The 23,346-nt window shown below is 63.6% G+C and carries 19 protein-coding genes; 16 read left to right on the top strand and 3 right to left on the bottom strand.

Annotated elements, in window-relative coordinates; genetic code table 11:
* Positions 1-29: 29 nt before the first annotated feature.
* The 3 genes from CH289_RS04375 to CH289_RS04365 are packed head-to-tail and all read left to right on the top strand — an operon-like array spanning position 30 to position 3,203.
* The gene (locus CH289_RS04375) at positions 30-803 is read left to right on the top strand and encodes an SDR family oxidoreductase (RefSeq protein ID WP_094727382.1); all 774 of its coding nucleotides are present in this window, start codon (positions 30-32) and stop codon (positions 801-803) included.
* Positions 804-805: 2 nt separating this feature from the next.
* Positions 806-2,416, top strand: a complete 1,611-nt coding sequence (locus CH289_RS04370; RefSeq protein ID WP_256977018.1) for a class I adenylate-forming enzyme family protein — start codon at positions 806-808, stop codon at positions 2,414-2,416.
* Positions 2,417-2,438: 22 nt separating this feature from the next.
* On the top strand, positions 2,439-3,203 hold the full coding sequence (locus CH289_RS04365; RefSeq protein WP_256977017.1) for an enoyl-CoA hydratase/isomerase family protein: 765 nt from the start codon (positions 2,439-2,441) through the stop codon (positions 3,201-3,203).
* 766 nt (positions 3,204-3,969) lie between these two features.
* Here the strand turns inward: CH289_RS04365 and CH289_RS04355 are convergent.
* Positions 3,970-5,433: a 3-hydroxyacyl-CoA dehydrogenase NAD-binding domain-containing protein gene (locus tag CH289_RS04355; protein ID WP_094727378.1), complete on the bottom strand. Its 1,464-nt coding sequence runs from the start codon at positions 5,431-5,433 to the stop codon at positions 3,970-3,972.
* A gap of 151 nt (positions 5,434-5,584) precedes the next feature.
* Between CH289_RS04355 and CH289_RS04350 the strand changes: the two genes are divergently transcribed.
* From CH289_RS04350 to CH289_RS04315, 8 genes are read left to right on the top strand one after another with little or no spacing between them, the layout of a single operon-like run.
* Positions 5,585-6,355: an enoyl-CoA hydratase-related protein gene (locus CH289_RS04350; protein ID WP_094727377.1), complete on the top strand. Its 771-nt coding sequence runs from the start codon at positions 5,585-5,587 to the stop codon at positions 6,353-6,355.
* On the top strand, positions 6,352-7,281 hold the full coding sequence (locus CH289_RS04345) for an acyl-CoA dehydrogenase family protein (RefSeq protein ID WP_094727376.1): 930 nt from the start codon (positions 6,352-6,354) through the stop codon (positions 7,279-7,281). Before CH289_RS04350 ends, CH289_RS04345 begins: the two co-directional genes overlap by 4 nt.
* A gap of 47 nt (positions 7,282-7,328) precedes the next feature.
* Positions 7,329-8,534 carry a CaiB/BaiF CoA transferase family protein gene (locus tag CH289_RS04340; RefSeq protein ID WP_094727439.1) on the top strand — a complete coding sequence of 402 codons (1,206 nt, stop codon included), beginning with the start codon at positions 7,329-7,331 and terminating at the stop codon, positions 8,532-8,534.
* Positions 8,522-9,301 (top strand): enoyl-CoA hydratase/isomerase family protein, encoded by a 780-nt coding sequence (locus CH289_RS04335; protein ID WP_094727375.1) that lies wholly within the window; start codon positions 8,522-8,524, stop codon positions 9,299-9,301. The genes CH289_RS04340 and CH289_RS04335 overlap by 13 nt, the downstream gene beginning before the upstream one ends.
* Positions 9,298-10,467 carry an acyl-CoA dehydrogenase family protein gene (locus tag CH289_RS04330; protein ID WP_094727374.1) on the top strand — a complete coding sequence of 390 codons (1,170 nt, stop codon included), beginning with the start codon at positions 9,298-9,300 and terminating at the stop codon, positions 10,465-10,467. Before CH289_RS04335 ends, CH289_RS04330 begins: the two co-directional genes overlap by 4 nt.
* Positions 10,468-10,495: 28 nt before the next feature.
* Positions 10,496-11,986: an aldehyde dehydrogenase gene (locus CH289_RS04325; protein ID WP_179276723.1), complete on the top strand. Its 1,491-nt coding sequence runs from the start codon at positions 10,496-10,498 to the stop codon at positions 11,984-11,986.
* The gene (locus CH289_RS04320) at positions 11,983-13,194 is read left to right on the top strand and encodes a CoA transferase (protein ID WP_094727373.1); all 1,212 of its coding nucleotides are present in this window, start codon (positions 11,983-11,985) and stop codon (positions 13,192-13,194) included. The genes CH289_RS04325 and CH289_RS04320 overlap by 4 nt, the downstream gene beginning before the upstream one ends.
* 54 nt (positions 13,195-13,248) lie before the next feature.
* On the top strand, positions 13,249-14,271 hold the full coding sequence (locus tag CH289_RS04315; protein ID WP_094727372.1) for a zinc-dependent alcohol dehydrogenase family protein: 1,023 nt from the start codon (positions 13,249-13,251) through the stop codon (positions 14,269-14,271).
* Positions 14,272-14,339: 68 nt separating this feature from the next.
* Here CH289_RS04315 and CH289_RS04310 read toward each other — a convergent pair whose 3' ends face one another.
* Positions 14,340-15,308 carry an NAD-dependent epimerase/dehydratase family protein gene (locus CH289_RS04310; protein WP_094727371.1) on the bottom strand — a complete coding sequence of 323 codons (969 nt, stop codon included), beginning with the start codon at positions 15,306-15,308 and terminating at the stop codon, positions 14,340-14,342.
* A 107-nt stretch (positions 15,309-15,415) separates the two neighbouring features.
* Complete coding sequence (locus CH289_RS04305; RefSeq protein ID WP_256977016.1) at positions 15,416-16,249, bottom strand: FadR/GntR family transcriptional regulator; 834 nt, start codon at positions 16,247-16,249, stop codon at positions 15,416-15,418.
* A 108-nt stretch (positions 16,250-16,357) separates the two neighbouring features.
* On the opposite strand from CH289_RS04305, the gene CH289_RS04300 reads away from it, so the two are divergent.
* The 5 genes from CH289_RS04300 to CH289_RS04280 all read left to right on the top strand — a co-directional run bounded on the left by CH289_RS04300 (position 16,358) and on the right by CH289_RS04280 (position 23,343).
* A complete protein-coding gene (locus CH289_RS04300) occupies positions 16,358-17,359 on the top strand; it encodes a MaoC family dehydratase (RefSeq protein WP_094727369.1) in 1,002 nt (333 codons plus the stop codon).
* Positions 17,356-18,207, top strand: a complete 852-nt coding sequence (locus tag CH289_RS04295; RefSeq protein ID WP_094727437.1) for an HpcH/HpaI aldolase/citrate lyase family protein — start codon at positions 17,356-17,358, stop codon at positions 18,205-18,207. The genes CH289_RS04300 and CH289_RS04295 overlap by 4 nt, the downstream gene beginning before the upstream one ends.
* Positions 18,208-18,479: 272 nt before the next feature.
* Complete coding sequence (locus CH289_RS04290) at positions 18,480-19,472, top strand: ABC transporter permease (protein ID WP_218828445.1); 993 nt, start codon at positions 18,480-18,482, stop codon at positions 19,470-19,472.
* Between the two features lie 50 nt (positions 19,473-19,522).
* Positions 19,523-20,773, top strand: coding sequence for a substrate-binding domain-containing protein (locus CH289_RS04285; protein WP_179276722.1), 1,251 nt, complete (start codon positions 19,523-19,525; stop codon positions 20,771-20,773).
* Positions 20,774-20,808: 35 nt separating this feature from the next.
* Complete coding sequence (locus tag CH289_RS04280; protein WP_179276721.1) at positions 20,809-23,343, top strand: ATP-binding cassette domain-containing protein; 2,535 nt, start codon at positions 20,809-20,811, stop codon at positions 23,341-23,343.
* The last annotated feature ends 3 nt before the right edge of the window (positions 23,344-23,346 follow it).

Raw genomic sequence — 23,346 nt, 5'->3', positions numbered from 1 at the left:
CAATCCCACACCGAGAGGTCGTTCATCCCATGCGTGACAAAACGGTCCTGATCACCGGCGGTTCCCGCGGAATGGGGCAGCAACTCGCGTTGCGTCTCGCCGGTGAAGGCGCAAACATCGTCGTCAACTACCGCCGCGACACCGAGGCCGCGAGCCAGACAGTCGAGGCCATCGAAGCGGCGGGAGGAAAGGCACTCGCTGTGCAGGCGGACGTGTCCGACACTGCCGCCGTCGAGGCCATGATCGGACACGCGGTCGACCGCTTCGGCTCCCTCGACGTCGTCGTGGCCAACGCCGCAGCCAGCGCGTTCAAGCCGCTGATGGACATTCACGGACGTCACATCGAGAAGACCATGGGCATCACCGTGCAGGGCTTCCTCGACCTGGTTCGACTGGCTCTGCCGCACATGAACCGTGGCGGTCGCGTCATGGCTGTCAGCGGTTGGGACAGCTTCCGCGTCCTCCCGGGACACGGCCTCCTCGGCGCGGCCAAGGCTGCGATGGAGACGATCGTGAAGTACCTTGCGATCGAGTTGGCCGCCAACGGGGTGAGCACGATCGGAGTCTGCCCAGGACCGATCGACACCGACTCCTTCCGTTACTACGCAGGCGACGCGTGGGACGATTACGCGAAGCAGTGGCTCGCGCAGACCCCGTCGGGTGCGTACCCGACACCGGCCGAGGTCGCCGAGGTCATGGCGTTCCTGTGCTCTCCCCAGAGCGCTGTCATCAACGGCCAGACCATCGTGGTCGACGGCGGGCTGTCACTGGCGACCATGCCAATGGGCTTCGGCCAAGGTTGATGATGAGTGCGCAGTCACGGGCGGTCGCCCAGACCGTCGTCCAGCTGATGAGTCAGATCCAACGCCGCCCCGGGCACGAGGTAGCTGCGGAAGACATTGCCGGACAGCATCGGTTGACCATCGCCGAACTAGTGCTCTCGTCGAACCGTTTGGCCAACGCCTTTATAGGCCTCGGCCTGACGCCGGGCAGTCGCGTCGCATACGTAGCGCAGAACCACCTCGAGTACGTGGTTCTCGAATTCGCTTTGCTCAAAGCAGGACTCGTCAAGGTTCCCCTCAACCATCGGTTCGCTCCGAACGAGCTCCGTCGGTGCATGGAATTGGCAAACGTTCGTCTCGTCGTGGCTGACGACGCATCGTCTGCCGTGCTCGACGAGGTTCTCGACGGCGCCGACATCCTGCGAGTGCACATCGGGCCACGGGACGGGTGGCTGAACTTCGCCGGGATCGTCGCAAACGGCGCGCCGGCATCGGTACAGGCCACGACCGGTCCCGACGACCTTTATCACATTCGCTTCAGCTCAGGATCCACCGGAAAACCCAAGGGGATAGCCATTTCTCATCGAGGTGCGCGTGCGGCGATCCTCGGGAACACCTGGGTGATGAGCAGCAGCGGACCCGTCGACAGGCCGCGAACGCTGCAAGTTGCGCCGCTGGTGTACGCCGGTGGTTGGAGCGTTCTGCCCACCCTGCTCTGTGGCGGCACCAACGTGTTTATGGACCGCTTCGATGCGGAGCAGATGCTCGACGTGATCGTCGGGCGCGGGATCACGTGGATGTTCGCGGTCCCGACGATGCTGCGACGCATGAGCACGCTCGCAGGACTGACCGCACTGCGAGGGTCGTCGCTCAGTTGTCTCATGCTGGCTGGTGAGCCGGCGGCTCTGCCCGCGCTCGAGGTGGTCGGGGAACACACCGACGCATTGATTCAGTGCTGGGGCCAGACGGAGGCGCCAGCGTCGACGACGTTGTTGTCTCGTACCGACATGAAGCGCAAAGAACTTTGGGCGTCGATCGGACGGCCGATACCCGGTGTCGAGTTCTCCGTCTACACCGGCGGGGTCGTGCTCGACGATCCGGAACCGGGTGTCGACGGTGAATTGGTGATCCGTACGCCGAGCGTCGCCAGTACCTTGCTCGGTGCCGAGTCCGAGCACGCCGAAAGGTTGCTGCCCGACGGTTGGTGGCGCACATCGGATCTCGGGCACTTCGACGACTCGGGTCACATCCACATCGTCGGCCGGGCGAGCGAGACGATCATCACCGGCGGTACGAACATTCAACCGGTGGAGATCGAGCGGGCTTTCGAGAAGCACGCAGCTGTCCGCGAAGCCGTGGTGGTCGGTGTTCCCGACGCGAAGTGGGGGGAGACTCCGGCGGCATACGTGCACCTGTCCGAGCCCTGGGAGTCCGTCGGCGCCGATCTCGACGCGTGGCTGAAGAACAACCTCGCCGGATTCAAGCGGCCTGGTCACATATTCGTGTCACCGGATCCCATTCCGCGCGCCTCGGGAGAGTCGAAGATCGCGCGAGGGGACATCAAGAAGATCGTGCAGTCGTGGGTTTCGGACCCGAGCGGTGTGCCGGCCAACGTGACCAGAGTGGAGAAATGACGTGACGGATATCGTCGTATCGGTGGCTGAAGAAATCGGAACTGTCCGACTGAACCGGCCGGACAGAGGAAATTCGGTGACCCCGGACGTCGTGCGACGCATGGGCGAAGCGGTAGCAGAACTCGCAGAGACCGACTCGGTATCTGCGGTGGTGCTCACTGGTACCGGCAAGGTCTTCTGCGCTGGCGCTGACGTTCGAGAGATGTACGACGTCTACAACGCCGACGGTCCGGATGGGTTGATGGAGTACCTCGCCGCAACTTGGATGCCTGCCGTGCAGCACACCGTTCGATTGCTCTGGGGGGCAGCGGTTCCCGTGGTCGCTGCCTACAACGGCGCCGCAACTGCAGGAGGTCTGGATTTCGGGCTCGCCTGTGACGTCCGGCTTGCGTCGTCCAGGGCGCGATTCGCTGAGAGCTATGTCAATCTCGGAATGGTGCCGGTAGCAGGTGGCGCGTACCTCCTACCGTCTCTCATCGGTTCGGCCGCCGCGCTGCGCATGCTCGCGACGGGCGAGTTCATCACTGCCGACCGGGCACTCGCACTGGGCATGGTCAGCGAGGTATGCGAACCCGAGGCTCTGTCCGACCGCGCTGTCGCGGTGGCCCGCGAGATGACGAAAGGGCCGTCGGCGACATACGCGAGTGTCAAGAAGATCGTTCGTACGAAGTCCACGGTCGAGCTCGACACGGCCCTTCGCGCAAGCCTGGCAGCAAATATCTCGCTGATCGCCCGTCCCGATGTCCGGGCCGGAATTCTGGCGGTCATGGAGCGTCACACGGCCTGATCATCGGCCCGAGTGATGTATCGGCGGCGGCAGCTCGAAGACATGTGGTGTGGCCAGTCGGTACCGCAAATACCCCAGTCCACGACGAATTCGGCCGTTACCGGACATCGGAGCGAGGGACATGGCGTCCTGCACGTAATCGAGCCGAGACCGCATGGTGCTGTGATCGACCCGGGCCAAGCGGGCTGCCCGACGGATCGACGGCGCGTCGAGGAGAGCGTCGCCCGCGCCCGCGGGGGCCTCTCATCACGTCCGCGATCGCGCGCACGTCGGGTCTCGCTCGGCGTTGGGAGGAATTGGTGAGCAACTCCAGGGTCCCGGTGTATCGATCTGCGTCGACGAACGGCCCTCGTCCCCGCCACACAGCTACAGAACGACCATCGCCGTGCGTTACGAGAAGTCCAGGTCCTCGATCTCCACAGCGATTCCAGCATCCGAAGGACGAACGTCGAGGCGGTCGGCGTGGGCGTCGACGACTCCACTGTGGATCGCGCCGTACGCGGGGTTTCAAGGTCGCGACGCTGCATGCCCAGCCTGGAGCAAGAAGGCGTTGAGGTCAGGAGTGATCGTCGGAGGGAAGACTCCACCCCCCGGTGGTGAGCTCAGCCCGGAGTTCGGCGTCGATCTAGGGTCGGCGACTTCGTGACCCGAGATCGACGCCCCGATCGATTGCGTCATGGATCATAGTTCGGTCAGGAAATTGCCTCCCGTGAACCGCTGGGGCGACGCAAATCTCGCAACGAGACCGCAAAATGTCGGGTACCCGTCAATCGCGCAGTAGGCGGTTGGCTCGGTACCGGATGTCGTGGTAGCTCGACCACAGCGCGTCGAGAAGTTCTAGAACTGCGGCCCGCGACCAATCGCGCGTCCATTCGAACGGGCCGGCAGGGTAATTCGTGCCCAGCTTCATGGCGACATCGATGTCGTCGGGGGAGGCCACGCCGTGCATGGTGGTCTCCCACGCTTCGTTCGCCACGACGGCGAGAGTCCGGGCGAGGACGAGTCCCGGCACATCGGACACGGGGTGGGCGGTGATGCCGGCGAGTTGCAACAGCGCCGTGACGGTCGACAGTGCCTCGGGGTGCGAGGATGCGATCGCGATACTGGTGGCGGCCGCGACCGAGATGCACCGGTCGAGGACGACGACGGGCACGCCGCCTCGTTCGGCCGACTCGGAACGCGCAGTCCGGCCACGCGTGATCACGACTACGGTTCCGTCGAGTACCAGCTCGCCCCGCGCGTTCAGTGCCGTTTCCTCGCGTGTGACCGCGACGCGCGCTCGCTCCACCAGGGTGTCGAGTTCGGGGCTGTCGCCTCGTCGAACCGACTCACTGGGCAGTGCCCCGGCCACCACCTGCGCGGGGGCTTCCGCAGTGGCGCCGTCGGCGTAGGAGTAGAAGCCGTGGCCACGCTTGCGTCCGTAGCGGCCTGCCGCAACGAGCTCGTCCTGGATGCGCGACGGTTCGAAGCGGGGGTCGAAATTGAATGCCGTCCATACGGTCCTCGTCACGGCGGCATTGACGTCGTTGCCGATGAGATCCATGAGCTCGAACGGGCCCATCCTGAATTGTCCTGCGCCGCGGATGATCGCGTCGAGTGTGGCGGGAGAGGCTACGGATTCCTGTAGAAGCCGAAGGGGTTCGCCGTAGAAGCCGCGCGCGACCCGGTTGACGATGAAGCCGGGAGCGTTCGTGACTCGGGCAACCGTCTTCCCCCACGCGACCGCCAGCGTGTCGATTTCGTCCGCAACCTGCGGGTCGGTCTGCAGCCCGGTGACGACCTCGACCAGCTTCATCACCGGCACCGGGTTGAAGAAGTGCATACCGACGACCCTGTTGGGGAGTGGGGAGCGGGCGGCGATTTCGGAGACGGACAGCGACGAGGTGTTCGTCGCGAGGATGCACTGAGGGCCGAAGTGGTCGGCGGCCGCGGTGAAGACCGCGGCTTTGACGTCGAGCGACTCGAGGACGGCCTCGATGACCACCGTATTCGGATGCTGGGGAGCGAGTTCCGTCGATGTGCAGGTGGTCAGCAGACTGTTCAGGGAAGCCGCGATGGCAGGCTGCCGCTTCGCCAGCCGGGTCCCGATGTCGTCGGTCGCGGCCTTCAGCTGTGCTCCCTGCGGATCCACAAGTGTTACCGAATGGCCTGCGGCGAGCGCGGTTTGCGCGATCCCACGCCCCATCGTTCCGGCGCCCACAACGCAGATCGGGGTGGATGCTGTGGTCATGTGTGTCTCCCAGGGGTCATTGGCGAGGCCGCGCGCCAGACTAAATCTTGTTGCTTCTATCTGTATGACAATGTACGTTGCTGTAAAGAAAGTATCAGACTAAATGTCTTACAAGGCGATATTCTGGACCGGAACAGAAAGTGGTACCGCTATGACCTACGAAGACATTGTCGTCTCCGTCGACGAGGGGGTGGCAACCATTGCGATCAACCGCCCCGAGAACGCGAACAAGTTGCGGTTCACCACCGCACGCGAGTTGCTCGACGCGTTCCGCATGGTGCGAGAGACGCCCACCATCGATGCGGCAGTGCTGACCGGGGCCGGCGACAAGTTCTTCTGTATCGGCGGTGAGCACGAAGCGCTCAGCTCACTCGACTACTCGAGCGTGATGCCGGTGATCGACCTGTACGAGTTCATCGACACGATGCCCAAGCCTGTGATCGCGGCCGTGAACGGCTTCGCGGTCGGCGGTGGCAACGTTCTCCAGGTCGTCTGCGATCTGACCGTCGCGGCTCCCCACTCCATCTTCCGTCAGGTCGGGCCGATGGTCGGAAGCTTCGACGCCGGATACGGCACGTGGTACCTGGAACAGACGATCGGGCGTCGACGCGCCAAGGAAATGTGGTATCTGAACCGCAAGTACACCGCCGAGCAGGCGATGGACATGGGCTTGATCAACGACATTGCCGACGATCCGGTTGCACACGCACACGAGTTGGCGCAAACGCTTCGCCGGCGCGGCCCCTTCGCCTTGAGTGCACTCAAGGCTGCATTCTCCGGCCGGCACACGGGTGTGGTCGGGCAGGCACGCATGGCTCATGACCTCCTGCTCACTGCATATCGCAGCACACAGGAGGCCACCGAGATGTCGGAGTCCTTCGAGCAGCGCCGTGAGCCCGACCGTTCGAAGTTCAACCGATGACCGCCCTGAGCCCCGAGTTGGAGGCGTTCCTTGCGACCGCGACGAAGGTTGCGTTGTCCGTGGCTGACTCGTCCAACTCGGTGACCGCCTCACGCGGAGCGTTGGACACCACCGGACTTCTCGACCTCGCGCGCGATGTCGCGGACGAGGCGGACGGCGTGCGCTGGCTTGCTCATACCGTCCGCGTGGTTGCGCAGACATCTCCGTCACTCGCCTTCGTACTCGCCGGCCGATACGCCGCCGACCACATCGGCCGCGACGCAGGGCCGGACGGCTCGTCGTTCGGACTGGCCTTTGCCGGCTCGGCGACCGTCGTGTCGGCAGCACTCGAACCGCAGCGAGCAGTGGTGTGGGACGCAGCGTCCGGATCGGTGTTCGCAGCGCCTTTCGATTCGGTTGGAACAGTTGGCAGCGAGCCGCGATCCGGTCTGGCGCAGGCAGATTTGGTCTCGGTGACCTTGCCCTCCGGATCTGTCGTCGCCGACGCTGACGCCTCCGAGCTCGTCTCGCGGTGGGACCTGTTCACAGGGGCCGCGCTGGTCGGAACGGCACGCCGAGCGGTACACGAGTCACAGGCCTACGTCATGGGCCGTCACCAGTTCGGCGTCCCCATCGGGTCTTTCGTCGGCCTGCGTGCCCTGGTCGCCGACATGGATCTTCGAGTCAGGGAGACCGAAGCACTGCTGGTGCTGGCCCTCGACGGTGCCGCTTCGTCACCTGTGTCGGCCGTCGCCGGCCGTGCCGCTGTCGCAGTATGCATCGATGCCGTTCAGGCGCACGGTGGGTACGGGTACATCGACGAGTACCCCATCGCCGGATTGTTGCGCGATGCCATCAGTATCGCGTCGAGGGCAGGTGGGCGACGCTTCCACCTCGCACGAGTCGCCCAACTCGGCTTGGGCCCTCGAGCAGCCGTGCTGCCATGACTGCTGTCTCCTGTGACAGCGACACAGACACAGAACCGGAGAAGAACATGAACGCAGCGAGTGGACCGTTGGCCGGTGTTCGGGTAATTGACATCTCGTCGTCCTACGCTGCACCGACGACCTCGATGTACCTCGCCGACATGGGTGCGGACGTCATCAAGATCGAACCGATACGCGGAGACGACGCGCGTGGATGGGGCCCTCCCTTCCTCAACGGTGAGGCCGCCTGGTTCCTGTCGGTGAACCGAAACAAACGAAGCATGTGCCTCGACATCCGTGGACAGGCCGGCCGCGACGTCCTGTTCAAGCTGCTCGAGACCGCCGACGTCTTCATCGAGAACATCAATCCTGTCAAACTCGAGAAGCACGGATTGAGTCCAGAGGCTCTGCGAAAGGCTTTCCCGCAGTTGATTATCTGTGCGTTCTCCGGTTTCGGTCTCACCGGACCCGATTCCGCGTTGCCGGGCTACGACCTGATAGCTCAGGCCCGATCGGGAATCATGAGCGTGACGGGCGCGGACGGAGTACCGCAACGCGTCAGCACAGCGCTGTCCGACGTCGCGGCGGGAACGGTCGCTGCGTTCGCTGTGGCGTCGGCCCTGGTGAAGCAGCAACGCACCGGGGAGGGCGAGATCGTCGACATCGCTTTGCTCGAAGCCGATTTGGCATTCATGTCACCGCGTATCGCGAGCTACCTCGCCGGCGAACCGGAGCCGTCACCGTGCTCTGGGCGCGACTCGGTCGTGGCCATCTACCAGTCCATGAAGACAGCCGACCGTCCCATCGTGGTCGCCATCGGCAACGACGGTCACTGGCGTCGTGCGTGCGCGGCGCTCGGGTTGGACGAATTGGGACAACGAGAAGATCTACGTACCAACGCCGATCGACGCGCCAAGCGGGGCGAGGTGGTAGGACATTTTCAAGCTCGACTCGAGACCATGCCGTCCGAGACCGCGCTGAAGACACTGCAGGCCGTCGGTGTTCCGTGCTCGCAGATCAACTCCTTGTCGGAGGTGGTCTCCGACCCACAGGTCGAAGCGCGCAGGGCCATCGTCTCCTACGAGCACCCGGTGGCCGGTACGTTTCGCGGCGTGGGTACGCCATGGCGTCTTGCGTCCGACCCGGAGGATCGGCAGTCTCGTATTCCGGCACCTCTGCGGGGGGAACACGGGAGGGCTGTGCTGAGCGAGATCGGACTCGACGATGCGGCGATCGCACAGTTGGCGAACGAGGAGGTCGTATGGGTTCCGTGATCGACACCATGCGTTCCGGACGAGTGCTGACCATCGAGATCACCCGGCCGGGCCAACTGAACGCACTCAACTCCACCGTCCTAGGGGAAATTCTCGGCGTAGTCACCGACGCACAACACGATAATTCCCTCGGTGCCCTCATTATTCGTGGCAGTGGGGACAGAGCCTTCAGCGCCGGTGCCGATCTCGACGAGATCCGCGGGCTCGATGTCGAAGCTGCACACTCGTTCATTCGAGCCGGTCATCGAACCATGAAAGCCATTGCCGACTCGGTGATCCCGGTTATAGCCGACGTCGACGGATTCGCGCTCGGTGGCGGTTTCGAGTTGATGTTGTCCTGCCACCTGGTAGTCGCGTCCGACCGGAGTCGATTCGGCCTCCCCGAGGCGCGCATCGGGTGCATCCCGGGTTTCGGCGGCACCCAGCGGCTCGCCATGTCAGTGAGCAAACCGGCGGCACTTCTCATGATGCTCGGGGGGGAGCGGATCGACGCGGATCGTGCCTGGCAAATCGGTCTGCTCTCGGTACCTCCGTCGCCGCCGGAGCATTCGACCGCTGAGGCCCGACGCCTGGCCGAGCTGATCGCGTCGGGAAGCCGAACCGGGGTCGCGAACATTCTCGATGCGGCGCGGCCGGCGTTCAGTGCTGCAGCGCTCGATCATGAGGCAGCCCTCGCTGCCATCTCCATTGCTGCCCGCGACGGGCAGGAAGGGATCACGTCCTTCGCAGAGCGTCGCGCACCCGTCTTCCACCAGGAGAACACATGAGTACACCGTGGCCTAGCGTCGACTACGACATCATCGACATCATCGATGCGGTCATCGCGCGCACCATCGCTCCCGAAGCACAGACGATCGACACGACGGGGACATTCCCCGCCGCCGCGATCTCCGAGTTGGCAGAAGCGGGCCTGGGCATTCTGCAGATGCAGAAGTCGCTTGGTGGCGCGGGAGCGAGCACCTCCACCTACGCCGAAGCGCTACTGCGTATTTCGGCAGCGTGCGGAGCGACATCAACCGTCTACATGACGCAGATGCACGCCGCTCACCCGATTCATCTACAGGGCACACGGGAGCAGAGTGAGCGTTGGGTCCCGGCACTGTGCGCAGCGACTGCGATTGGATCCATCGCACTTACAGAACCTGGCGCGGGATCCGATGTCAGTTCGATGCGCACGGTTGCTCGTCGAGATGGGGACAGCTACATAGTCAACGGCGAGAAGACGTTCATCTCCAACGGTGACCGCGCCAACGTGATCGTGCTGTTCGCCACGGTGGATACAGCCCTCGGAAAGTCGGGTATCACAGCGTTTCTGCTCGACACGGCGACTCTCGACGGCTTCGTGCCGGGTCCGCCCATGAAGAAGCTCGGTCAGAAGGGCGCGTCGACGGTGACGTTGTCGTTCCAGGACTGCCGGATCCCGGTCTCGGCTCGGATGGGCGAGGAAGGCGACGGCTATCCGCTGTTGCTGCGCTCCGTCGTTCGATCGCGGATCAGCGCAGCGGCGCAGGGCGTGGGGTTCGCGCAGGGAGCGTTCGACGCAGTGGTGTCCTGGGCTGCGGATCGAGATCTGCTGTCATCGAAAACGTTGCATGCGCAGGACCTGCAGTTCGAGCTCGCCAGGTTGCGCGGCGACATCACGGCTGCGCGGGCGATGCTGCTGTCCGTGTGCGATCAGGTGGACTCGAGTGTCGACGAGCCCGTTGCCGAAGTGTCGCTGGTCAAGATGCACTGCACGACACTGGGAACGACGGTCGCCGCGCGATGCGTCGAGCTTCTGGGGCCGGACGGCGACCTGGTCTCGCTCGGTGTCGAGCGGCTACTGCGCGATGCGAAGATCGCCGAGATCTACGACGGCACCAATCAGGTTCAGAGCATGCTTGTCGCGCGGGACATCCGTCTCACCGCGACACGTACAACCGCGGACGCGTGAGGCATTCGATATGCAGAATTTGAAGGACATGCAGAAGTCAACGTACGAAACGATTTTCGTCGACGGGGAGTGGATCGCCCCTGCGTCGTCCGAAATGACCGAACTCATCTCGCCGACCACCGGCGAGGTCTACGGGACAGTACCCGCAGGATCCGTCGAGGACATGGATACCGCTGTTCGTGCTGCGCGCCGTGCGTTCGACGACGGTAAGTGGCGTGGCACCACGCTGCAGGATCGCCTCGAAATTCTGCAGCGGCTGAGGCAGCTGTTCCTGGACAACGCAGAGGGTCTCGCCACGACGATCACTACCGAGATGGGTTGTCCCATAACCCAATCTCGGTCCATTCAGGCGGCCAACCCGGTCAAGGTCATCGACGCGTCCCTCGACATCGCAGCGGAGTTCCCGTGGCGTTCGCTGCGACGTTCCGAGCTGGCAAACGCTCTCGTCACTCGCAGCCCTGTCGGCGTCGTTGCTGCCGTGTCGCCGTGGAACATGCCGCTCTCGATCAACGTGCAGAAACTCGTGCCCGCGCTCATCGCCGGCTGCACGATGGTGCTCAAGCCGTCGCCGGAAACGCCGTTGGATGCGTATCTGTTGGCCGAGTTGGCAACCGAAGCCGGTCTGCCACCCGGAGTGCTGAACGTCGTGCCCGCAGGCCGAGAGGCGAGTGCGTATCTCGTCGGGCATCCGCTGGTGGACAAGGTGACGTTCACCGGATCCCCGGCAGCGGGTCGAAGCATCGCTGCGCGCTGCGGCGAGGACCTGCGTCGCGTCACTCTCGAACTCGGTGGCAAGTCAGCCGCAGTGGTGCTTCCCGACGCGGACCTGGACCAGGCTGTCGAAGCGCTCCGCATGGGATCGTTCCGCAACAGCGGCCAGGTGTGCTCGCTCAAGACTCGCATTCTCGTGCACGAGTCGCAGCAGGAGGAGTTCACCGACCGACTCGTAGCGATGGTGTCGGCGATGCCCGTCGGTGACCCGATGGACCCCGAGACCCAGATCGGACCACTGGTCTCCGAGCGTCAGCGCACGGTCGTGGAGGGCTACATCGCCGCCGGGCGGGCCGAGGGTGCGCGTTGCGTGCTCGGCGGTGGTCGGACGAAGGACCTCGATCGCGGCTGGTTCGTCGAGCCGACCATCTTCGTCGATGCCACTCCCGACATGAAAATCGTGCGGGAAGAGATCTTCGGGCCCGTGGTGTCGGTACTGTCGTACCGCGACGAGGCGCACGCCATCGAGTTGGCCAACGACTCGGACTACGGACTCAACGGTGCGGTGTTCACCGGGGACGTTCAGCGTGGCCTGCGTGTCGCCGGGCGCATGCAGACCGGCACGGTCGAGGTGAACGGTAGTCCGGCCGGTTTCTCCGCACCGATGGGCGGGATCAAGCTCAGCGGATTGGGTCGGGAGAACGGGCCGGAGGGACTCGAAGCGTATGTCGAGCTCAAGGCTGTCGGTGTGTCGGCGGCGGTTGCCGACGCACTCGTCGCGGCTGACCCGGCACTGGCGAGAACGTGATCGGTGAGGTGGCGGGGCCGCTTGCAGGGGTTCGCGTCATCGAAGCGTCCTCGTTCGTGGCCGGTCCGTCCGCCGGGCTTGCACTCTCCCAGCTCGGGGCGGATGTCATCAGAGTGGATCCGCCGGCCGGCGGTAGTGACGCCGGGCGGTGGCCGCTCTCTCGTACCGGATCGAGCTTGTTCTGGGCGAACCTCAATCGTGGCAAGCGATCTGTGACCATCGACCATCGGACTCCCGAGGGTCGCGAACTCCTCGTCGGACTGGTGACCGCGCCCGGTCCCGGAAGCGGAATTCTGGTCGACAACATGGTGGGCCGCAGCAGGATTCATTACGAGCAGCTTGCCGAGCACCGTGCCGACGCTATCCATGTTCACATCGAAGGACGCAGGGGCGGACCGCCTGCGGTCGATTATTCGATCAATGCCGAGATCGGTGTGCCGATGATGACGGGTCCGAGCCACTCTGTGGGACCTGTCAATCACGTGCTTCCCGCATGGGATCTCGTGACGGGAATGATCGCCGCGACATCTGTGTCGGCGGCGCTGGTCCACCGCGATCGGACGGGGAACGGGTCCAAGGTGGACGTGGCGTTGTCCGACGTGGCTCTCGCCGGTGTGGCGGACATGGGGTGGTTGGCGGAGGCACACGAATCCGGTAGTGCCAGAGCACGGCTGGGCAATCACATGTTCGGGACCTTCGGTGTCGATTTCGAGACCTCGGACGGTCGTCGCGTTATGGTCGTCGCGCTGACGACGGGGCAGTGGCATGCCGTGCAGCGGGCCACGGGCACCGAGACAGTGTTCTCGGCGCTGGCGAAGACGTTCGGTGCGGACCTCGACAACGAAGGCGATCGGTTCCGCTTTCGAGAAACGATCGAATCCGTTCTCCGACCGTGGTTCATGGCGCGCGATTTCTCCGAAATAGAGCAGGCACTCGACGCGGCAAGAGCGCTGTGGAGTCCGTACCGCGATATGAGCGAGGTAGTGCAGCTCGCGCTCGCGGATTCGGCCGGCATCGTGCACGAGATCGATCAACCGGGCGTTGGCACCATGCTCAGCGCTGCGGCACCGTGGCGGTGGGGTGACGTGCATGCGACATCTGCTGCAGCACCAGGCTTGTCGGCGAACACGGACGAAGTCCTTGCCGACGCACTTGGCCTGTCGGGTGCCGAGTTGGCGGGCCTGCACCAGCGCGGTGTCATCGGATAACCCGCTCGGATCGATGAACGAACCTGAGACGATAGCGAACGACAGGAGTACGTGATGCAAGGAGCGGTATACCTCGGCGACAGGAAGGTCGAACTGCGTGACTTTCCGGAACCCACACCGGGTAAGGGCGAAGTCGTCGTGGCCACCAAGGCGTCGGGACTGTGCGGTAGCGACCTCAACTACTACCGGGCCGAGCCCACGGATGGCGAAGGACGCTGCATCGCCGGACACGAGCCCGCGGGTGTAGTGCACGCTGTGGGCGAGGGTGTCTCGGACACCGTCGCGAAGGTCGGCGACCGGGTGATGATCCATCACTACATCGGCTGTGGGGCCTGCTCGGACTGCCGGTCCGGGTGGTCTCAGATGTGTATCGTCTCACCGATCGTCGTGCTCGGTAGCGACGACCATGGCGGCCACGCGCCGTACATCAAGGTGCCTGCGTCTACCCTGGTTCCACTCGATGACACGTTGAGTTTCGAGGCAGGCGCGGCGATTTCGTGCGGAACGGGTACCGCGTGGGGTGCTCTCGACCGGGTCGGTGACGTCGGCGGACGAACGGTGGTCGTCTTCGGTCAGGGGCCGGTCGGGTTGTCCGCAACGATGCTCGCGACGGCCATGGGTGCGCGCGTCATCGCGGTCGACCTCAGTGCCGCCAGGCGGGAGCAGGCACTCAGTTTCGGCGCTGTGGCTGCGATCGATCCGGCGGCCGGGCCGGTACCGGAGGCGGTCCGGAAGGTGGCAGGTGCCGACGGAGTGCCACTGGGGATCGAGACGTCCGGCTCGTCCATCGCCGCTGCCGACCTCGTCGACAGCTTGGCACGATGGGGCCGTGCATGTTTCGTGGGTGTCGGCGCCGAGATCCGGATCGGCGTGTTGCCGTACCTGCGACGTCAGTTGACGGTCATGACCTCGTGGTCGATGTCCTGGGTGGGGCAGAAGGAGTGTGCTGATTTCATTGTCGCGCATGATCTTCCGGTCGATGCCCTGTTCACCCACCGGTGGAAGCTCGGCGAAGTGTCCGAGGCGTATACGGAGTTCGACAAGCAGCGTGCGGGCAAGGGTGTCATCCTGTTCTGACGGTAGCCGAGCGAACGACGCCGACCGTCACACGGTTGGCGTCGTAAACCGTTTTACACCAGTCATTTTCACACGGATGTCGTGTCGAACCACTCGACTACGCTGCGCAAGCCGTCCGTCAGTTCGACCTCCGGCGTGAAGCCCAGCACGTCCTTCATTCGACGCTGGCTCACCAGTTGGTACCGAGTCCGGTTCTCGTCGAAAGCGATCGCTGAGGGGTCAATTCCGGCCATCTCGGCCAAGGTGCCGTAGATCTCCGTCGACGTGCGCGGGGCGCCGGAGACATTGACCGCCATACCCGTCGCGTCGGAAAAGATTGCTCGGCGGACGGCTTCTGCCACGTCGGCAACATGAATCAACCCGTGCTGAGCGGTCGAGGCCCACGGAATGGTCGGTGTCCGGCCGTCGCGAACGGCCGCGAGGAGATCGGTCATCAACGATCCGTTCGAGCCCGGGCTGGTGCGTGGGCCGTAGATCGTGCCCAGCCGCAGCGCCAAGTAGTCGGGCCCACCCGTCGATGCGAACGCCTCGCAATAGGCCTCGCCGGCGAGTTTGGTGGCCGCGTACATGTTGACGCCGGCGCACGGCCACGGCTCGTCTTCTGCGAACGGGGCACGGTGGGCATCGGGAAACGAGCCGTAGACGGTGTGCGAAGACCCGAAAACGAACCGCTTCGCGCCAGAAACACTCGCGGCTGTCAGAAGGTCGAACGTGGATCCGACGTTGACCTCGTGCGCGTCACGGGTGTTCGAGGATGATGCCTTCGTACGGACAGCTGCGAGGTGGACGATCACGTCGACGTCGCGGACCATCGAGGTGATCGAGCACGGATCTCGAAGATCTGCCGAATATGCAGTTACACCGTCCAGTTTGTCCAGTTCTTTCAGCATACCCTCGCCGCCCGCGTCGGTAGCGATCACGTTTGTGTCCGAGTCGGCGGCCAGAAGTTCCACCACATGAGACCCGACGAAGCCCGCTGCTCCGGTGACCAGAATTCTCAGTGGAGCGGCGTCGGGCTGCATTGCAGTGTTCGTCATGGGTGATCTCCAGCCGCAGAATGTAGTCCAGATAGTATGGGTCCACCAAAAATAGCAGCCAGATTAATGTCTGACAATAAAGATGAGTTTACGACTGGACTTGTCCGTCAGCAGGGGAGCGAGTAGCGCAGCACGAAGTCCAGATGTTCTCGCATGGCCGCGCCGGCCTTCTCCGGGTCGCGAGCCTCGATCGCTGCCTCGATGGCGATGTGCTGACGAACCGTCTTCTTTGCGACCTCGGGCGTCACGTCAAGGAACTGGGCGGGGTGGGTGGCGTCGTGCACCGATGAAATGAAAGCCGCGAGCAGGCGATTTCCCGATGCGTAGCCGATCGCGGTGTGGAAGCGAAGGTCGTACTCCGGAATCTCCGGATCGTCGATCGTGATGTTCTTCTGTAGTTCTATGACACTGCGAATTTTGGCAACGTCTTCGTCGGTTCGGTTGCGCGCGGCCCACTCGGCAGCCGGAATTTCGAGAAGCCTGCGCACCTCGGTAATTTCCGCTATGTCCAGAGCGCCGATCCGGACGATCGTGTCCATGGATTCGCTGAGCATCTGGCTCAGTGAATGGGGTGTCACCGTGTTGACGAAGCTGCCACCCGCGACTCCAGGGATTTTGCGTATGAGCCCTGAGCTCACGAGTGCGCCGAGTGCTTCTCGGACGGTCGGGCGGCTGACTCCGAACAGCTGAGCAAGCTCTGTCTCGGGCGGGAGCTTGGCGCCCTGTTTGAAGCGCCCATCGAGGATTGCCTCGCGTAACTGCTCTTCCACCTGATCGCGGGGACGAGTTACTTGACGCGCTTTGAAAGAACTGGTTGGGGTTGAAGGCATGTGATCTCCAGTCGGCGTTGATGAAGTGCTCGCGTTGTCGTCTGACACATCAATGGTCTTACAGTCTCCCATGCTGTCGATCGAACGAGTTTTTGGGCGCTCGACGCTCACTTGTGCAACTGCGCATCTTCGGTCTAGTGGTGAAGGATGTTCAATATGATAAATATCTGACAGTATTCTAGCTGTTCATGTTGTCGATGTGTGAAGGTTGAGTAACGGATGGCAGTGGCAGGTGAGCGTCTCACGACCGAGCGCAGTCCATTTTTCGATGAATTGACGGTCGGGCAAATGTTCGACAAGGCGCCGGCCGTCACCCTGACCGAGGGCATGGCAGCCGTCCATCAGTCCATCGTTGGCAATCGATTTGCGCTTTCGCTCGATCGGCAGCGAGCGCGAACTGTCACCGGTGGCCAACTGGCGAGCCCTGCACTCGTGTGGGATGTCTCGATCGGCCAGTCCACGCCGGCGACCCAGCACGTGCGGGCGAACTTGTTCTACCGTGGGTTGTTCTTTCACCGACTTCCCGCCATCGGCGACACTCTGCGGACCAGGGCTGTGGTGGAAGCACTGAGAGAAAATGCACGAAAGGCTTCGCGGGCTCCTACCGGACTGGCAGTTCTGCGCATCACGACGGTCGACGAACGTGGACGCACAGTCCTGGACTATCGACGGTGCGCCATGTTGCTCCTGTCGCCCGGAGCCCCGCCGACGGACAGTGCCGACGACATCGCGACGGTGAACGACCTCCCTCTGGAGACCGATATGTTCGCCTCGATCACCGACTGGGACATAGCCGGCATTCCCCGGTCGACCAGGATGCCGTGGAAGATCGGAACAGAACTGCGCGTTCTTGGTGGCGACGTCGTCTCCAGCGCACCCGAACTGGCGCGTCTGACAGGAAACGTTGCGCGCGTGCATCACGACAGTGCTGCCGGCGGTGGTTCCCGACTCGTGTACGGCGGGCACACCATCGGGCTCGCATTTCATCATGTGTGTCAGGCCATACCGGGGATCGTCGCGGTCGCGGGATGGCACGGGTGCGACCACCTCGCTGCGGTTCACGAGGGTGACGTTCTGGCGTCGACGGTGGCCATCGAAAGTGTGACCTCGCACCCTTCCGGAATCGATGCACTCGGACTGAAGGTGACCACCTTCCGCAGGCATGCTGACGGCGAACTCGACGAAGTTCTCGCGTGGCGCCCGATCGTGCTCGTGCGATGAGGGCCGCAGATGCAGTCGGTGCCGCGCGATCGTTCCTGTTCGTCCCCGCCTCTCGGCCGGAACTGTTCCGCAAAGCTCACGCGGCCGGCGCTGATGTGGTGATTCTCGATCTCGAGGACGCGGTGGCGCCTGCCGACAAGGACGAGGCTTTAGGTGCTGTCGAGAAATGGTTGACCAGAGCCGACGCAGGTGTCGACGGTGCGTTGACGATGGTTCGCATCAATGCCCACGGAACGCGGTGGCACGGCACCGAGGTCCGCGCGATGCGCGGTCGTGGTGCTGCGATCATGGTGCCGAAAGCGGACTCCGCGGCCAAGCTGGCGTCGCTTCACCGTGAGCTGTCTGCGCCTTTGGTGCCGCTCATCGAGACGGCGAGGGGTGTGGCGAACTCCGAGCGCATCGCTGCAGCCGACGGAGTAACTCGTCTCGCTCTCGGCCATATGGACCTTGCTGTGGCGCTCGGCGTAGATCCGGACTGCCGAGACGCTTTCCGGCACACGCGTTCTCAGTTGGTGCTTGCCAGTGCGGCTTCGGGACTCGCGTCACCCGTGGATGGCGTCACCGCCAGTATCGACGACGCCGCGCAGCTCTCGGACGATGTCGCTCACGCTCTCGCTCTCGGTCTCGGTGCGAAGCTGTGCATACATCCGCGCCAGATCGGCACCGTACACGACGCTATCCGACCGTCACCCGACGAATTAGCATGGGCGACAAGGGTGCTCGAGGTGGTCGAGGCACAGGGCGTCGATGGCGAGGGAGGAGTCGTGGCCTTGGACGGCAAGATGATCGACCCGCCCGTGGTAGCTCGTGCCCGCGCTGTCGTTGCCCGGGTGTACGGGACTGTCTGAGCGTTCGTTCACCGGCTGATGTCCTGAACTGAAGACTGATCGACCCGACCGCTGATCGTGCGGTCGGGTCTTCGGCGTGCATCCGCCTCGGCGTGGCACGACCAGATTTCGGCGAGCTTCGATCGATCGTTGACGAAGCGCCACACTTAAGTAATAGTATGACTTCAATCACTCGGTCACACTTTTGACCGACTGTAAAGAAAGTGTGGCAGATGTCAACGATTATTCAGGGTGGTGGGCCTGCGGGGGCGTCCCGCAGTAGCAGGCAGCGCGTGCTCACCGATCTCAAGTACCGGTATCCGGTCCGCTACCTCGCAGCATGGGGCGCGCTTGGGCTTCTTGTCGTCGTCGCCCTCCTCGCGACTCCGCGGGCACTGTCGGGCGACTCCATCTGGGTTGTCACCGCACTTACCGGTGTGTTGGCACTGGCCGCTCTCGGCCAGATGTTGATCATCATGCTGGGCGCAATCGATCTGTCCGTACCGGCGATCATCGCGGCAGTCGCCGGCATCGTGGTCCATTTCGGTGGTGAAGGAGCGAATGTCACGCTCGTCATCGTCGCGGCGATCCTGACGGCCATCGCCATCAGTGTCGTCAACGGCGTTCTGATCTCCGCTCTCGGGCTGAACTCGCTGATCGTCACCCTGGCCACGTTCGGCATCGTGAGCGGTCTGATCAGTTACCTGACCGGCGTCTCGTTCTCGCTCTCCGGTCTTGCGCCGCAGGTCTTGCAGGACTTCACTCAGACGTCGATCCTCCGAGTGAACGCATGCTTCCTCGTCGCAGTCGTGGTGGCCCTGCTCGTCGCGGGAACTCTGCACCTCACGCGCGCCGGTCGCCGAGTCGCCGAGGTCGGGTCGAACCCACGGGCAGCGCGGGCGCTGGGAGTGCGGGTCACCACCGTTCGCGTGTCCGCCTTCGCCGCCGCAGGACTGCTCTACGGCATCGCCGGTGTACTCGTGTCCGGCTTCGTCGGTACCCCCGACGTGAGCATCGGAATGCCATATCAGCTGGCAACGGTCACCGCAGTCGGCATCGCAGGCGGGATCTTCGCAGGCGGACCGGCAAGTGTCCTCAGCGTGGTCGTGGCCAGCCTGTTCCTTCAGCTGTTGGATCAAGTGCTTGCGATCCTCGGCCTATCGGCGGGTGCCCGAACAATGGTGCAGGGCATTGCACTGGTCACTGCGGTGGCAGCGATCACGCTGGCGACTTTCGGTGCCAGCGGCTTGCGCCGCATCACCGGGGCCATGCGGGTGAAGAAATGACCGATCAGGCTGGACGTTCGCACCCACATTCACGACATCCGGAGAGTTCGATGATTACTGCGCGACTGCGTGGACCCCGTTGGCTGTACCTGGCAGCCCTCGTACCGCTGCTGGTGTTCGGTGCCGGCTGTTCCAGCACAACCTCCGCCGTGGTCGAACGCGGTGTGGTCGAGCCGGTCTCTGCTGACGTGGCCGATCCGGCTGCCCTGCAGGCCACCATCGACAAGGCGTTCTTACAGAGCATCCCCGCCGATTCCCTGAACCCGGTCATCCGCAACACGATGGCCGTCGCCTCGGTTCCGTTCACCCCCGAATTGGACGCCGTCTACGCAGACTGCCTCGACAACAACACGTGTGAGACGGGTCGAGGATCGATGACCGTCGCGTTCGCCAACGACAACGTCAACCCGTGGCGAAGCATCTTCCGCGCCGAGATCACCGCTCAGGCCATCGCGTCGCCGCAGGTCAGCAGATTCATCTACAACACCTCGACCGATGTCGCCGGGTTCCTCGCCAACTTCCGCAGCCTGGTCGTCCAGCAGGTCGACGTCATCGTGATCAATTCGATCTACGGCGGCGCGATCGGGCCGGTGCTCGAGCAGGCCAAGAATGCCGGGATCCTGGTGGTGGAGGCGCAGACTCCGCTCCCGGCCGACCTCGCCGCCACGGTGTCGGCCCAGGTCGTTCCTGATCTGTGCCAGACCTACGCCGAGGCCGGCGACATGATCGCCGCCGCCGGGTCATCCTCCGAGACGTACGCGCTCTACACGGGAATTCCGGGCAACGGCAACGCAGCTGTGTGGCAGCCGTGCCTCGATCAGTCGATGGCCGACAACGGCTGGGAGAAGTCCGTGGAGGGATTCACTCAGTGGACTCCGCAGGGCACATCGCAAGCGGCCAATGCCCTTCTTGCCTCCGGTGAGAATCCGGGCGCTGTCGTCTACGACTACACCCCCGAGGATCTCGTGCGTCCGTTCATCGACCGCGGTGTGACTCCGCCGGTCACGATGTCCGACGTGGTCAACCAGTCCTGGTTGACGGCGTTCTCGGAGGCGCGAGACGCGGGGCTCGAGCCCGTCGGGTTCATCACCAACAGTCAAGTTTGGTCAGGCCGCATCGCGGTGACGGCCGGAATCATGCTCAGGGCCGGGCAGGACGTCGACCAACAAATGGTCTCACCGAATCCTGTTGTTCCGGTGGGCGACATTCTCGATCAGATGGACAGCTCCATCCCCGCGAGCACACCGGTGCCGAGCCTGCTGACCCCTGAACAAATTCGACTCGCACTGTCGGCGTCATGATGCCCGCGGCCATCAATCCGGAAGAAGAAATTGGCATGAACAACAACGATCGTGACACCTCGGTCCGCACCCGCGAGAAGCTGACGCAAAAATCGGATCGGACCCCCGCGCTGGTGATGCGCAACGTCACCAAGACGTATCCGGGAGTTCGTGCGTTGGACGCTGTGTCCTTCGATGTGCTTCCCGGTGAAGTTCACGCCCTGGTGGGCGAGAACGGTTCGGGCAAGTCGACACTCATCAAGTCGGCATCGGGAGTGGTCGTGCCCGATCAGGGCACCGTGATCATCGGCGGGGAAGAACTGGGTGGCCGCGGGGTGCGCCAGGCACGAATGTTGGGGCTGATGGTCGCCTACCAGGACACCTCCCTGATCGCGAACATGACGGTCGAGCAGAATATCGCACTGTCCTTCCACTCGATCGGCGAGACACCGCCGGAGAATCTGACCGGACTGCTGGCGAAATACGATCTTCCGTTCAAGCCGTCCGATTCGGTGGTCGCACTGGGTCCCGGTGCACGCCAACTTCTCGAAGTCGCGAAAGCGATGTGCCACAACCCACTGGTGCTGATGCTCGACGAACCGACGGCGGCCCTGGATATGCGCTACGCAGAGCATCTGGAGGGCCTGGTCCGCCAGTCTCGGGAGGACGGCACTGCCATTGTGTACGTCAGCCATCGCCTCCATGAAGTGCGACGCCTCGCCGATCGGATCACGGTCATCCGCGACGGCATCGGGCAGGGCACCTTCGATTCGGGGGAGTGGGAGGTCGACGACATCGTCGAACTCATGGTCGGTGCGCCGACCGCACTCGAGTTCCCGGAACGCAAGCGTGTGAATTCGGATGCGGCCGAAAGGCTTCGGGTCACCGATCTGTCGGGTCCCGGGTACGGACCCATCGACTTCACTGTGTGCGCGGGCGAGATCGTCGGCGTCGCAGGCGCAGAAGGTAACGGCCAGCGGGCTGCTCTGCGCGGGATGATCGGTATCGGTCAGACCGGCGGCTCGGTATCGATCGACGGCAAGAACATCTCGCGGTTGTCGCCTCCATCCGCACTCGACGCGGGAATCAGCTTCCAAAGCGGTGACAGGGCGGCAGAATCGGTGTTCCTTCCGCTGTCGGTGATGTCCAACGCCACCACCCAGCTCGGATCGGACGCCGGACCCTTCGGCTTGGCTCTGCCCGGGCGACTACGCAGGAGCTTCGAGGACGTCAAAGCCAGTCTGGGAATCGTGACAGTGTCCCCTTACCAGCCCATCGGCGGGCTCTCGGGCGGCAACGCGCAAAAATCGGTCCTCGCGCGCGCGGCTATGAAGCAGGTCAAAGTCCTCATGGTCGACGAGCCGACACAGGGCGTCGATGCCAAGGCTCGCTTGGACATCTATCGGCTCTTGGCGAATGCGGCCGAGTCCGGTGTAGCCGTCGTGGTGAATTCCTCGGACTCGTCGGAACTCGCAGGCCTGTGCGACAGGGTGGTAGTCATGTCCAAGGGTGCGGTGATAGAGGAAATCAATTGTCCCACAACCGAATCCGCGATCGTCAGCTCGTTCGTGGGCGCAGTGGACGTCGACGAGGAGGTGTCCTCGCTTCCGATCGGTCCCAGTTGGCTCGGAAGATTACTGGCCAAGGCCCCGGCGTACGTGCCCGTCACCATGCTGCTTGTCCTTCTGACATTGGTCTCGATCTACACGGGAACGCAGTCGGATGTCTTCTGGACACCGCAGAACTGGGCCAACTTGATGTTGCTGACGTTGCCGCTCGCATTCGTCGCCCTGGGACAGCAGTACACGATGATCTCGGGCAGTCTCGACATCTCGGTCGGATCGACCATGAGTCTGACGGTGGTGATCGCCTCCCTTGTGCTACCGGATTTGTCCGTGGGCACCCTGATGGTGGCGATACCGCTACTCCTGCTCACCGCGTTGGCGGTCGGCGGTCTCAATGCGCTGCTGATCGAAAAGCTGAAGATCAACCCGATCGTGGCGACCGTGGCGACCATGGCGATCATCGCCGGATTGGCGATCGTTCTGCGACCCACTCCCGAAGGTGTCATCGCACCCCAGTTGTACGACTTGTTCGCTCTCGGTGTCGGATTCGTCCCCACCGCCTTCATCGTTCTCGTTCTCGTAGCACTGGCAGGCGAATGGTGGCTGTACCGCCGCGCGGCCGGTCTCGCACTTCGTGCGACGGGCTTCGACATCGAGTCCAGCCGACGTGTCGGCCAGCCGGTCGCTCGTGTGCGAACCATTGGACTGCTCGTCTGCGCATTCGGTGCTGTCGTCGCCGGCGTGTTCCTGGCGTCGCAGACCGGTATCGGATCGAACTCGGTCGGCTCGGGATACACGTTGACCTGTTTCGCGGCGGTGTTCCTCGGTGGCGCGGTACTCACCGGCGGCCGCGGCTCGTTCATCGGCGCGATGTTGGGAGCCTTGTTCCTCTCGCTTCTGAACAACGTCACGCCGTTGCTGAACATCCCGGATTCGTCGCGGCAGGCAATATACGGATTCATTCTGCTGATTGCGGTCGGCACCTACGCCTACGCTCAACGCGGACGGAGGCGCGCCGAAGCATGAGCA

The sequence above is a fragment of the Rhodococcus sp. RS1C4 genome (genome assembly GCF_002258225.1).
Lineage (GTDB): Bacteria > Actinomycetota > Actinomycetes > Mycobacteriales > Mycobacteriaceae > Rhodococcoides > Rhodococcoides fascians_E.
The sequence above is the reverse complement of the archived record's forward strand: the minus strand, read 5'-3'. Positions and strand labels throughout refer to the sequence as shown.

Bases quoted from the DNA above. Each gene is read 5' to 3' on its own strand.
- CH289_RS04310 (WP_094727371.1), bottom strand. From the start codon at position 15,308: ATGACGAACACTGCAATGCAGCCCGACGCCGCTCCACTGAGAATTCTG.
- CH289_RS04370 (WP_256977018.1), top strand. From the start codon at position 806: ATGAGTGCGCAGTCACGGGCGGTCGCCCAGACCGTCGTCCAGCTGATG.
- CH289_RS04330 (WP_094727374.1), top strand. From the start codon at position 9,298: ATGAGTACACCGTGGCCTAGCGTCGACTACGACATCATCGACATCATC.
- CH289_RS04315 (WP_094727372.1), top strand. From the start codon at position 13,249: ATGCAAGGAGCGGTATACCTCGGCGACAGGAAGGTCGAACTGCGTGAC.
- CH289_RS04295 (WP_094727437.1), top strand. From the start codon at position 17,356: ATGAGGGCCGCAGATGCAGTCGGTGCCGCGCGATCGTTCCTGTTCGTC.
- CH289_RS04285 (WP_179276722.1), top strand. From the start codon at position 19,523: ATGATTACTGCGCGACTGCGTGGACCCCGTTGGCTGTACCTGGCAGCC.
- CH289_RS04280 (WP_179276721.1), top strand. From the start codon at position 20,809: ATGAACAACAACGATCGTGACACCTCGGTCCGCACCCGCGAGAAGCTG.
- CH289_RS04375 (WP_094727382.1), top strand. From the start codon at position 30: ATGCGTGACAAAACGGTCCTGATCACCGGCGGTTCCCGCGGAATGGGG.
- CH289_RS04335 (WP_094727375.1), top strand. From the start codon at position 8,522: ATGGGTTCCGTGATCGACACCATGCGTTCCGGACGAGTGCTGACCATC.
- CH289_RS04340 (WP_094727439.1), top strand. From the start codon at position 7,329: ATGAACGCAGCGAGTGGACCGTTGGCCGGTGTTCGGGTAATTGACATC.
- CH289_RS04350 (WP_094727377.1), top strand. From the start codon at position 5,585: ATGACCTACGAAGACATTGTCGTCTCCGTCGACGAGGGGGTGGCAACC.
- CH289_RS04325 (WP_179276723.1), top strand. From the start codon at position 10,496: ATGCAGAAGTCAACGTACGAAACGATTTTCGTCGACGGGGAGTGGATC.
- CH289_RS04355 (WP_094727378.1), bottom strand. From the start codon at position 5,433: ATGACCACAGCATCCACCCCGATCTGCGTTGTGGGCGCCGGAACGATG.
- CH289_RS04345 (WP_094727376.1), top strand. From the start codon at position 6,352: ATGACCGCCCTGAGCCCCGAGTTGGAGGCGTTCCTTGCGACCGCGACG.
- CH289_RS04300 (WP_094727369.1), top strand. From the start codon at position 16,358: ATGGCAGTGGCAGGTGAGCGTCTCACGACCGAGCGCAGTCCATTTTTC.